Genomic DNA, 13228 nt, shown 5'->3' with positions numbered 1-13228 from the left:
ACAGGCCTATAGACTGTTTCAGAAGTTTCATCCGCCACGTAAACTTCTTTGTATTGCTGTTTTTAAGATCATAAAAGCGGACATCGTGTTGCTGATGTCCGCCTAAAGCTTAACTAATTGGGTTCTGTTCCCCAAATTTGTTTTCCTTGATAATATAATGTGATTTTTTTCGTTGTTTTAAACGTATTTGATTGGAAAAAGGAATAATCGCCGCTTTGTGCATAATTGCTCCAGTCATCGTTGTGAAGACGAAGCTGAATATTCCCTGTGCTTGCTCCCGGTGACAGCGTTCCTTTTTTAAACCCCAGTTCCAGATAGGTATCTGCGCCTTGCTTAGGTTTATGCAGCGTCACAAACTTGTGGGTCAGATTGCCGCATCCAATCTGCGCGTAGTCACAGTCAAAGTTTTGGCCTTTGTTTTTCGCGTTATACCAGTAGCGGGCAGTGACATCTTTTAAATCAACCGTCGTATTTCCGTTATTTTTTATGTGAAGCTGCGGGCGGATTTGGTTGCTGTTCACACCCTCATCCCCTGCTTTGTATTGTACAGAAATGCCGTTTTCCTGTGCGGGGTTATCTTGTGCCGGCGTTTCAGGGCGTTCTTTCGTTGAATCTTTATTGCCGCGAATGTTTTCTCTTACGAATGTTCCTGAAGCAGTTAAATCTGACAGCGGCCAGCCGCCTGTTTTAGATGCTCCCGGCTTTAACGCTGAGGATGATTCCTGCTTATCAGAAAGATTCCAGTTCACCCAGCTGATTTTCTTGCTGTCGAGATAATTCAGCCATTCCCGCGACTGGTCAAGGAATACACCGCCATTTCCAGACGCGTCGCTTGTTCCCCATTCCGTCACGAAAATAGGCGCTCCTTTACTGAGTGCATAGTTTGCTTTATCCCGTAAAGATTGGCCGTGTGTGCCGGCATAAAAATGAAGCGCGTACATGACGTTTGCATCTTTTAGCTGATCATCGGCTGCATCATTCACATCCTGGCTCCATGTACCGGTACCTACAATGATGGGATTGTCGGGGTCATTTTTGCGGATCACGGAAATCACTTCTTCCGCATACGGTTTAATATCCCGCTTCCAGTTCACATCACCGTTTGGTTCATTTGCAATTTCATAAATGACGTTTGGCGTATTTTTGTAAAGACTTGACATTTCCTTGAAAAATTCTTTCGCCTTCTCTTTATTTTGGTTTGGATTGCCGTCATTTAAGATATGCCAGTCAATGATGACATATATCCCAAGCTCTTTTGCCGCTTCAACCGCTTCTTTCACTTTATTTTTCACAGACGGGTTGTCAATATAACCGCCATCTGCTGTATACATCGCCGCGCGGAAAACGGTGATGCCCCAATCGTCTCTCAGCCATTTTAAGCTGTCTTTATTGACGAAATCGCCATACCATTGCAATCCGTGTGAACTGATCCCTTTCAGCTGTACCGCTTTGCCGTCTCGGTTTACGAGCTGTGTCCCTTTTATGCTAAGCTGTCCATTCTTGGCTACTGGCGTTTTAGTCCCTGCTGCAGATGCCGGCGAAGCCAGCATGCCGCCCATTGTCAATACCACAATCAATAAACACGTAATAAAAATAGAGATTGACCGTTTCATATCTGTCTTTTCCTCCTTCACATCATTTTGGCTCTACTTCTTATGAGCACGAACTCATTGTAAAAATCTTTCTCATGATTGTCTATCAACCTAATTTCTTGTTTTTGGGAGGTTTAAAAGGAGGTTTAAAAGCCTGTCAATTTGCTCTATCTCTATTGAATAAGATACACCTGACACATATAGAACAAAGAAAACTGGACGGAATCGGGACTTTACACGTCATTTTTCAATCGAATCGAAAAATTAAATTTATTTCCAACGTAGATATGCTTAATGTGATGAGTCTCAATATAGCATTGAATCTTATGATTGCTGTAAGAGGACAAGCCCTTATTCTGTACTGGTTAATTTAAGGTTGATGTAAGGTTCGGATTAATACGGGTTAAGGTTGGAGTTGTACAATGAGATTGTACTTCAGTGAGGGATGCAGTCAGAGGCCCACAGAAAATAAGCCAATTTTCTTTTTGGAGTCAGAAAATTGGCTTATTGCTATGATCTAATTGAACAATCAGGTACCTTTAACGCTTTACAACAAATGTTGTCACGCTTTGAGCCGGCAGATGGGCCCAAAAGTGATTGTCCGTTACTTTGAGATCCGTTCCAGGCTGAAGATTGCTGTTGCTGCTCGTGATCCATCTGGATACTTGCGAAGCAGATCCGTTCTGCAACACAAAGTTTTGGTTGACCCCTGTATTGGTTTTGTTAATGGCGACAATCACGACTTTGTTGTCACCTTTATAGGCTGACACGTAAACATTCGGATTAGGGTTTTTCGTTGCATCAATCCTTACATATCCAGGGCGCACAAATTTAGAGAAATGGGCCATATTGTAGCCTCGTTTGCTGATCGTGCCATCTTCTTTCATAGGACCATATGATCTTCGGATGTACCACCAAACATAAGCTTGTAAATCCCCTTCTACCATCGAACTGTGAATATGTTGCGAAACATCCAAGGCCTCGGGCCATCGATCCGCCGAGTTGTTATCACTGTTCGGATAGTATACTTCCGTCATCCAAAGGTCTTTCCCCGCTCCTTTTTGTTTAAAAAGAGGATAAGGGAATTGACTGACCTGAGTTCCGTACAGGTGGGTTCCGAGAATATCCATATTGGCAAGGGCCTGAGGATCGTTCAAAATCGGGTCCGACAAATTCTTTAAGTATTGAAATGATTCAGGCGCAATGACGCGGGCATTGATTGAGCCGGCGTTTTCTCTCATAAAGCGAAGTATTTCTTGCGGCGTCCACCACGTCCACTCGTGAGCGTAATCAGGCTCGTTTTGGATGGAAATTGCATACAGATTTACACCATTACTCTTCATGAAGTTAACGAAATCGTTAAGATGCTGCGCATATGCGGCGTACTTATCGTATCTCAGCCGCTTAGCAGATGTGTCACCATTATGATTGAAAGTCTCGACCATATCGTTTGGAGGATTCCAAGGGGAAGCGAAAACGATTGCTCCATGTTTGATCGCACTCTTTGCAGTCTCTACTTCTTTGTACCAGTTATTTCTATTTTCATCTACATGAATTCTTAAGATCGAAAAGCCTAACTGGTTCTGTCCATTGCCAAAAGCAGTTTCTCTTTGAGCAGCTGTTAAATCTCCAACCCAAGCCGGGTGGTTCATCCCTCCAAAACCGCGAATCACTTGTCTTTCTGCGGAAATGTTAACTGTTACATCATTTGCCGCCAAGACCTCAGCAGCGCCTGGGCCCATTAACATTACTGACAGCGTAGTGAAACATACCAATAATAGACAAATTGTTTTTTTTACGCTCGACATCATTTTTTCTCTCCTTTATCTGTCTTTTACCGTATTAGAAAAATGTGTTCTGTCCTGCTTTTATATCACAAAACTGATGTTATCTTTGCGTAAATTGCCAATAATCAAAATTAAACAAGTTTCCTGAACCTGTTCCGGTAAATACAAAGAATACGTTGTGCACACCGGCTGCGCCGCTTACCGCAGTTTCTATTTCTCTCCAATTTTGTGTTCCGCCTGTGGAAGGGACATTCAGTGTTCCCGCAAGTTTACCAGTTGGACTATCGAGACGCACTTCTATTTTCCCGCCAAGAGCGGATGCTACATTTGCTTTAAACGTCCTGGCACCGCCTGACCCGAAGTCTGCATTTCCTACAGCAACCCAGTCTCCGTTCTGAATGTTTGTTATATGTTGATTATTTACCGGCCCGCCGGGTGCAGAGGAATTCTCGGTCAAAATCCGTCCATTCCAGGCAAACGTTTCAGCTTCTACCCGGTGATATGGATTCAAGTTAGAAAGCTGTTTTACGCCTGTATAATTTGCCGCTACCTCTTGAATGGATCCGTCTGAATTATGCACAAGCTTATTGATATGGGGAGAACGGTATCCTTTGCCGGCCCCGAACAGAGCGGAGCTGACAGTTTGAGTATGATACACCGTGTACCACTCGTTTTTAAAATTGAAAACGGCATGATGGTTGTTTCCGCCGCCTCCGAAAAATGCACCCGGATTTTTCAGGAAGTGCCCTCTATATGTAAAGGGACCCATGGGACTTGAGCTGGTCATGTAGCCGATCTCACCTGGGGGTTTATCGGCCGGGTGCGCGCCGCTGAAATTGATGCAATAGGAATAGTAATATGTCCCGTTATATTTGTGCATTCCCGAATCTTCAAACATGAAAGGCGCATCGATCGTAGATGCACTTCCGGAAACACTGGTCATATCAGGCCCTAATTTCATGACTCTTGCTGTTTTAGGGTTTGCCCATTGCTCCTGCGTCGGATTTGAACCTCCGGGGATGCCTCCGCCGGCATACAGGTAACCGGTACCGTCGTCATCTACGAATACTGCCGGATCAAAAAGCCATACAACGCCGGACATTCCTGGTGTACTTGGTGTCACCAGCGGTTTTCCGATCGGATCTGTCCACGGACCGGTCGGGCTGTCTGCAGTGAGAACCCCGATACCGCCGCCGCTGTTTGCGAAATAAAGGAAGAATTTGTCCTTGCCATTTATCTTTTTAACGGCGACTGACGGAGCCCAGGACGCACCTGCCCACTTTGCGATCCCCCGGCCGCCATTAGCACCATAGGCACCTGCTACCGGAATGGCTCCGTGGTCTGTCCAGTTCACCATATCCGCTGAAGATATGACGAATACTCTATTCAAATTGGCAAATGAATTATCCTTAATCGTTCCGTTGCTGTTATATTCATAATCATCACTTGACATATAGATGTAGACTCTTCCGTTATAAGTCAGTGCAAACGGATCTGCGCCCAAATGATGGTCGATCAGCGGGTTTGAATTCCCTGCATGTTTTGCAATTGGCGTACTGGCAGCATACGCAGACTTCCCAGATAAGCAGCTCAATAATAAAACAAGAACCCATAAACATAAGCTACATTTTTTCCTCATTACTTCATATCCCCCTTTTCCTAAAATAAGGGTCCTTTTGGGAAATTGCAGTGTTGGCAGCATACGACGACTTCCCTGATAAGCAACTCAATCATAAAGCAAGAACCCCTAAACATAAGCTACACTTTTTTGTCATGACTGAATATCCTTCTTTTTCCTTAAAATGAGAATTTTCTTTTAACATTTGATGACAAATGGTCATGGAGAACGCATTCGAGGAAACCGTTTCAAATGCATGAGTTTACTCTCTTCTTTTTCGTACAAAATGCCGCTGACTGTCATCCAGCGGCATTTTACACTGGATCATTTACATTTTGTCAAACTTCGTATTTCCCGCAAATGATCCCATTGACAGTTGTTCTTCAAGAACAAGTCCGTGATGATGCCGTTCTTCAATCCGTTTAATAATAGATCGAATTGCATCCGTATTTTCTTCGATATTGTGAGGTTCAAAGATCGTCACGTGATCTCCTTTTAATTTGTACTCAAGATAATGCTGTGCTGTTGATTGTGTCCAGCCCCTATCATCGGTTACATCGCCGCATAGTAAATGATGGATGTTGGCGTTAACGGTGCCGGAATTGATCAGTTCATTGTGATACGCAAGATAGCCTCTGATTTTATCCTTAATCGAAGGAATAGTTAATATTTCTCTGTAGTAGTCCGGAATAATGTCCATATTCAGATGGACGATCTCTTGGATTTCCTCTTCCGATAAATGAGTTACCGAATCGGTGATTTTAGAATCCAGCATAATGACATCAGATACGGTGCGGCCCCGCTTCTCCAAAGCTTTAGCAGCCTCAAAAGCCAAATTCGATCCCGAAGAGTAACCAAGCAGAACAAAAGGCCCTTGTTCTTGAATGCTTATCATGCTTTCTGCATACCGGTCAACGATCTCTTTCTCATGAGACGGCTCTTCTAAAAAATCTGCCGCATAGACGGTGCTGACGCCGTCAAGTCTTTTCGCCATTTCATTATAAACGAGTCCATACCCGATTAAAGGCGGGAAACAGAACACAGGGATTGAATCTTCCTGGTTCAGCTTGACGAATACGTTATGATCCGTCTCGGATTCGAAAACTGCAGCTTGAATGGCGCGTGCCATTGTTTCGATGGTAGGAAAATCGTATACGGCTTGATAATGCATTTTGATTCCCATACTGGCGTTAATTTGATGAATGAGCTGCAATACTTTAAGTGAATGGCCGCCAACGTCAAAGAAGTGATCTTTAATCCCGGGGTCAGGCAGAGCTAAAATATCCTTCCATATATCGGCCAGCTGCTTTTCAATTAACGTTCCTGGCGCTGCGTATTCGGTTCCGGTAAGCCTATTTCCCTCAGGAGCCGGCAACGCTTTTCGATCGATTTTTCCATTAGCGGTTATCGGCATCTTCTCTACTTGTACAAAATAAGCCGGAATCATATACGCGGGCAGATTGTTCAGCAAATGACGCTTCAGCTGCGCCGTATTTAATGACTCGTCTCCTGACAAGTAAGCGCACAGCTGCTTTGAGCCCTCTTCTTCAATCGCGATGACGACCGCTTCTTTGACAGCATCGAGTTGTAGTAAAGATGCTTCGATCTCGCCGAGTTCTATCCGGTAGCCTCGGATTTTCACTTGATGATCGATTCGTCCCAAATACTCGATATTGCCATCGGGCAGCCATCTTGCCAAGTCGCCTGTCCGGTACATCCGCTTCCCTGCTTCAAATGGGTGAGCTGCAAACTTCTCAGCCGTCAGCTCCGGGCGGTTCAAATAGCCCCGTGCGAGCCCGTCTCCGGCGATACACAGCTCTCCTGCCACACCGAGCGGTTGAAGAAATTCTGATTCAGGGTGTACGATATACAATTGAATGTTGGAAATCGGTTTACCTATCGGAACTGAGTTAAGCGTTTCTCCCGCTTCGCATTCAAAATACGATACATCGATCGTCGCTTCGGTCGGCCCGTATAAATTGATGATTTTAGCCTCACCCGCCGGTGTGATCAAGCGATGAAACCCGGCAACGTGCGCAGGCGTCAAAGCCTCGCCGCTTGCAAATACATATTTTAATGACGCCAGCTTTCTCTTTAATTCCTCGTCGGATTTCTGCTCCATGGACTCAAGAAAAGCATGCAGCATCGCAGGCACAAAATGCATAACGGTGACATTTTTCTGCGCAATCGTATCTAAGATGACGTCAGGGTTCTTTTCCCCTCCGTTTGGAAGCAATACCGCTTTAGAACCAGTCATCGACCACCAGAACAATTCCCACACCGATACATCAAAGGTGATTGGGGTTTTTTGCAGAATGACATCCTGCTTATCCAGCGGGTAATGTTCCTGCATCCAAACGAGACGATTGATTACGGATCGGTGTTCCACCATAACCCCTTTCGGTCGGCCTGTTGATCCCGAAGTATAGATAACATAAGCTAAGTGATTCGGTCCGGCCGTCTGTTTCAAGTTTGAACCATCTTCCCAAGAGAATCGCGGATCTTCCAGGTCAAGCACTTTTCCCGTAAAAGGCACGCTTTTCCTCAAGTGACTCTGTACTAACAACAGCTTCGTATCCGAATCCTCCAATATATAGTGAATCCGTTCTTCCGGATAGCTCGGATCGATCGGCACATACGCGCCGCCGGCTTTTAAGATTCCGAAGAGTCCTGCGATCATTTCCAAGGAACGTTCGGCCATAATCCCGACCGGCTGATCCGGCTGCACGCCTTCTGATTGCAATGTCCGGGCAAGTTGATTGGCTCTTTCATTCAGTTCCCGGTATGTCAGCTGGCTTTCCCCGTATACGACAGCCGTTTGATCAGGCGTACGCTGTGCTTGTTCCTCAAACAATTGATGAAGCGTCTTTTCCTTTGGATAATCTGCTTCCGTATCATTAAATGCCTCTATAAGGAGCGAACGTTCATCCCCCGTAAGTATATCCAAGTCTTGGACGCGAATCGCCTGACTGTTCACCATCTGCTTAATGATTTGCATAAAATGCTCTTCCATCCGCTTGACACTTGCATGATCATAGACGTTGCTATTGTATACAAAATGAATGTCGATTTCTCCCGCGGGCATGACAATGAAATTGAAATCGTAATGGGTATGCTCTTCCATATGGAAATTGATAATGTCCAGCGCGTCACGATTCGGTTTCATATGTTCCATTTGTTTCTCGACCGGATAATTTTCAAATACCATGATATGACTGATCAGCTGCTGCTTTTGTTCGGTTTGAGCCTGAATTTCATATAACGGAAATGTATCATACGCCTGAGAAGCCAATGCCTGCTCCTGGCTCATTTTCAACACTTGTTCCACAGTCATTCCAGGCTGAGCGGTAATACGGACGGGAATGGTGTTGATAAATAAACCGACCATGGATTCAATACCCGGAATTTCTGCCGGGCGGCCGGATACGACCGATCCGAAAACGACATCCTGACTGTTGTTGTATCTTTGCAGCAATAGTCCCCACGCACTTTGAATGAACGTATTCACGGTGACGTGATGCTTGCTTGCAGTCTGTCTGATTTCTTCTGACAGCTGTTTTCCGAGCCGGCATGCAAGCCTTTGTTTTTGATATCCCGTGGCTTGGTTTGAGACAGGTTCTTTCAGTAAAACGGTTTGTCCTTCATAACCGTCCAAATATTTTTGCCAATAGGCTGAAGCGTGCTTATGATCCTGGTCTTCCAGCCATTCGATATATCGGCTGTACGGGGTGACGGCTTCGGGCTCCGGTTTTCTTCTATCAATAAGCTCATAATAGGTTTCAAACACTTCTTTCGTAATAAGAGGCAGACACCAGCCATCCATTAAAATATGATGGAAGCTCCATATCAATCGGGCTTGGTCATCCTCTGTACGAAGGATTGATACGCGCATTAACGCATCTTGGGTAAGGTCGAATCCTCTTGCCTTATCTTTTTGTACAAAGCCGGCAATGAACTCGTTTCGTTGTTTATTCTTCATGCTTCGAATATCGTCAACAGTTATTTCGATCGGTTTTTTCCGGAATACGATCTGCAAAGGCTGATCTTTCCATTCCGTATAAAAATGAGTCCGGAGAATCTCATGTCTTTCCGCCAGCTGTGACAAACTCATTGTAAATGCCTCGATATCCAAGTCGCCTTTGAGATCAAAAGCGGCTTGTTCAAAGTAAGCTCTGGAAGCCGAATCCATTAAACTATGGAACAGCATACCTTTCTGCATGGGAGTTAAAGGATATATATTTTCAATGTCGCCAATATGCTGTGTTTGCTGAACAAATTGATCTAATTCTTCAATTGTTAAGTCCTTCAGCGAGATATCGCTTGGCGTCAGGTGAATGTCTTTTTGAGCTGCGCAATGTTCGATGACTTCTTTTAAGCTGTTCTTTAAGAGAGCTGCGCATGTTTCCATTGTTTCTCTTCGATATTGTTTACCGCTGTAACTGATGGCCAATGACAGCCGGCCGTCTGAGATCATGCCGTTAATCTCAAGCGTATAGGCAATGGGATGTCTGTCGCTTGCAATTTTCCCTCCGGAGTAAGGAGATACCTCGATTCCTCCATTTTCGAAATCTTGATCAAATTGTCCGAGGTAATTGAAGCTGATTTCCGGATGTCCGGTCCATTCTGATGCCTTCGGATGATCGGACGAATATTTCATCAGGCCATATCCTATTCCTTTTTGGGGAATCTGACGCAGCTGTTCTTTCACTGTTCTAATCCGCTGGGAGATGTCCCGGTCCGACTGGATTTGAAGAGAAACCGGGTATTGGGTTGTGAACCAGCCCACCGTACGTGAAATATCAACGTCTTGAAAAATAGATTCCCTGCCGTGCCCTTCCAGATGAACATGAATTTCTTCATGCCCCGTCCAGCGATGAACAGCCGTTCCGAGTCCGGTCAGCAATAAATCATTAATGTCAGTCGTATAGGCCCGGTTCGATTTTTTTAATAAACGCTCGGTTTCTTCCTCTGTCCATTGGACGATGATCGTTTCCCGGTCTTCGGCCAGACCGGTTTCCTGCTCATTGTCCTTTGGCAATTTGTGTTGCGAGATATGTTTCTGCTCAAGCCAATATTGATTTTTCGCTTCAAATTCCGGACTTTCTGCATAACGTTTCAATCGTTCAGCCCATAACAGATAGGAATCCGTCTTCTTAGGGAGCGTGATCGCTTCTCCGTTTTGGAGCTGCTCATAAGCTGACGTTATATCCTCAAGTAAAATCCTCCACGATACGCCATCTACAACCAGATGATGAATCGCAATCAGCAAATGATCGCCATCCTGACATTGAAACAATCCCAGTTTCATGAGCGGACCAGCGGCTAAATGGATGGATTGCTGAATGTCATTGGCTATCTTTTCTATCGGTTGAGCGGGGTTGTTTTCTTCGAGTAAAGAGAATACTTCGAGGCTGAATAATTCTCCTTCACTGATCCCCCGATTTCGGGCTTCGTGTCCATGATCTCCCTGAACATAGACCATGCGCAAAGCATCGTGATGCTCGGCTATCTTCTTCATGACTTTCTGAAGCTTCGATTCGTCCAACCCCTCTTTAAAATAAAGCATGACAGATTGATTATAATGGTGCGGATCAGGGTATTGCCGGGCGAAAAACCAATGCTGAATCGGCGTCAATAAGGTACGGCCTTTGATTTCCCCTTGTTCTGCGATTCGGGTAACGGGCTCAATAAAAGGAGCAAGCCCGGAGATCGTCGGGTGTTTGAACAAGTGTTTGATGTCAAGCTTATACCCGGCTTGATATAAGCTTGAGGTCACCTGAATCGACTTAATCGAATCTCCTCCCAGCTCAAAGAAATGATCATCGATTCCGACCTGTTCTGCGCCTAATACGGATTCCCACACCCCGGCCAGTATCTTTTCCAGTTCTGTCCGCGGAGCTGTATAAGGATTGCCAGTGAGATTTCCCGTTGGAGCAGGCAGCGCCTCGCGATCTATTTTTCCGTTGGAAGTAAGCGGCATCGCTGCCAGCTGTACAAAATAAGCAGGGATCATATAGGACGGAAGCTGCCGGGACAGGTGCTCCCGAATTTCGCCTGCGGTTAAAGAATGCTGTGCGGTATAATAGGCGCACAAGGATGTTTCCCCGTTGGTTTCTTGTGCCGTAACGAGAGCTTCTTGAATCGGCGGTATTTGGAAAAATGCGGATTCGACTTCCCCGATTTCAATGCGGTAACCGCGGATTTTGACCTGGTGGTCGATCCGGCCTAAATATTCGATATTTCCGTCCGGGAGCCGCCTTGCTAAATCTCCCGTCCGGTACATTTTCACCTCTGGCACAAAGGGGTGCTGCAAAAACCTTTCCGCCGTTAATTCCGCTCTGTTCAAGTATCCTCTGGCGATGCCGTCCCCGCTGATATAGATTTCTCCCGGGACGCCGGCAGGCACCGGCTTCATGCTCTTATCCATCACGTAAATATTCATGTTGTCCGCGGCGGTTCCGATCGGCACTGATTCCCGTCTGTCGTTTTGCGGATCAAAGGAATAAATCATACAGCCGACGACTGTCTCTGTAGGCCCGTATTCGTTAAAAATTTCGATTTTTCCGCCGAATTTCCCGCTGATGCTTCGGGCGAGCCGCGTGCTTAAATTGTCACCGCCGACAATGAATTTCCGAATGGTGCACTCAGCAGGGATATTCATCTCTTTCAATAACTGCAAGTGCGCCGGGGTCAGCTTGATAATATCCGCCCTTGAATCCTGAATAATGCAATCAAGCAAGGCAGCACTGTTTTCTCCTCCGTAGACAATAATGGAATTTCCTGTAATAAGCGGAGTGAAAACAGACGTTATCGTCAGATCAAAAGCGATGGACGAATATAGGGGAAAGTTGGTTTTTTCCCCTTTGACATAGACCCGGCGGGCCCACCAAATATAATTGGTTAAGCCCTGATGCTCAATTGCCACTCCTTTAGGCTTGCCTGTGGAGCCTGACGTATAAATGACATAAGCCAAATCCTTCGTACTGCTGATCGGTTCCAGGTCAGAGCCGTCTTCGTGGTAAGAGCTTTCCTGATCGAGGAAAACCATTGTGCCCGCAAGTTCCAACTGTTTTTGAAGATGGCTCTGCGTCAGAATGATATCAGCTTGGGAGTCTTCTGCTATATACTGTATGCGATGCTTCGGATAATCCGGGTCAATTGGCACATAGGCCCCTCCCGCTTTTAAAACGGCCAGTATTCCCACGACCAGTTCGATCTCATGTTCGCAAATAATCGCAGTGAGCCGGTCCGTCTTTACCCCCTTTTTCCTTAACGTTCGGGCTAATTGATTGGCACGTTCATTGAGCTGACGATATGTGAATTGCTTTTCTCCGCAAATAACAGCTGCTTGATCCGGTGTTCGTTTCATCTGTTCTTCGAATAACTGATAAATCGTCTTATCCCGCGGATATTCAGTTTTCGCAGTTTGATTGTCAACGAGAAGTGTATGTGTCTCCGATTCTGGCAAAATATCCACTTGGCCGAGGGGGAGGTCAGGCTGAAATAATATGACAGAAAATAGCCGGTTTAAATGTCCGAGCACCTGCATCATATACTGACGGTCATAGACTTGTTCATTAAAACATAACTTTAGGTCAATCAAGCCTTCACCCATAACAAACTGAAATAAAGCATCTGCAGCAGCCGTTTCTATGAAACCATCAGAATGAATTTGCTCTAGTGAAACGACTGTATGGATGATCGGCAAATGATTTGCATTGTAGTTCAGCCTCAGCTGTCCGGCCATTTTATCAAAGGGAACGTCCTGATATAAGATCGCTTCGTCCAGCGTATGTTTCAATTCATGGAAAATTGATTTAAACGTACTGCCGGAATTGATATGCTGTTTGATTAACATGAGCTGGTCTGAACGAAGATCTTCATCAGTTTCGTCTTCAAAGGTTGGAACCCCTGTAATCACGCCCTCATCCCCCGTGTATTTGTATAAAAGGGATTCAATTCCGATCAGGAGAACCAGATAGACGGCCATTGGCGTTTGGTTCGTCATGGTCAGGATGCGCCGTGATACATCCGCACTCAATGAACTGTGAATACAGTCAGATCCGCTTGTTATATCACGCTTTACTGTTGAGTCGGACACTTGAAACGAAGGGAATGCACTGGGACGGTCTTCCGTGTGAAACATTCGGCCCCAGAACAACTCCTGTTGTTTGAATTCTGACATTCATACCCCTCCAGTTGGTTTCATTCCTGTTTTCAGGCAGCTGGCG

Annotated in this window: 4 protein-coding genes; all 4 read right to left on the bottom strand. The window is 45.4% G+C overall.

From position 1 onward, the window contains the following. Positions 1–113: 113 nt before the first annotated feature. The 4 genes from Y79_RS0100600 to Y79_RS0100580 all read right to left on the bottom strand — a co-directional run bounded on the left by Y79_RS0100600 (position 114) and on the right by Y79_RS0100580 (position 13182). Complete coding sequence (locus Y79_RS0100600; RefSeq protein ID WP_016935954.1) at positions 114–1613, bottom strand: cellulase family glycosylhydrolase; 1500 nt, start codon at positions 1611–1613, stop codon at positions 114–116. A 518-nt stretch (positions 1614–2131) separates the two neighbouring features. Beyond that, positions 2132–3403, bottom strand: a complete 1272-nt coding sequence (gene xynC / locus Y79_RS0100590) for a glucuronoarabinoxylan endo-1,4-beta-xylanase XynC (RefSeq protein ID WP_016935952.1) — start codon at positions 3401–3403, stop codon at positions 2132–2134. Between the two features lie 76 nt (positions 3404–3479). Then, positions 3480–5018: a glycoside hydrolase family 43 protein gene (locus Y79_RS0100585; RefSeq protein WP_016935951.1), complete on the bottom strand. Its 1539-nt coding sequence runs from the start codon at positions 5016–5018 to the stop codon at positions 3480–3482. A 307-nt stretch (positions 5019–5325) separates the two neighbouring features. Next, a complete protein-coding gene (locus Y79_RS0100580) occupies positions 5326–13182 on the bottom strand; it encodes a non-ribosomal peptide synthetase (protein WP_016935950.1) in 7857 nt (2618 codons plus the stop codon). Positions 13183–13228: the final 46 nt, after the last annotated feature.

The organism is Bacillus siamensis KCTC 13613, from assembly GCF_000262045.1.
Classification (GTDB): domain Bacteria; phylum Bacillota; class Bacilli; order Bacillales; family Bacillaceae; genus Bacillus; species Bacillus siamensis.
The sequence above is the reverse complement of the archived record's forward strand: the minus strand, read 5'-3'. Positions and strand labels throughout refer to the sequence as shown.

Excerpts from the sequence above, each read along its gene's own strand:
- Y79_RS0100600 (WP_016935954.1), bottom strand. The coding sequence starts at position 1,613 with ATGAAACGGTCAATCTCTATTTTTATTACGTGTTTATTGATTGTGGTA.
- xynC (WP_016935952.1), bottom strand. The coding sequence starts at position 3,403 with ATGATGTCGAGCGTAAAAAAAACAATTTGTCTATTATTGGTATGTTTC.
- Y79_RS0100585 (WP_016935951.1), bottom strand. The coding sequence starts at position 5,018 with ATGAGGAAAAAATGTAGCTTATGTTTATGGGTTCTTGTTTTATTATTG.
- Y79_RS0100580 (WP_016935950.1), bottom strand. The coding sequence starts at position 13,182 with ATGTCAGAATTCAAACAACAGGAGTTGTTCTGGGGCCGAATGTTTCAC.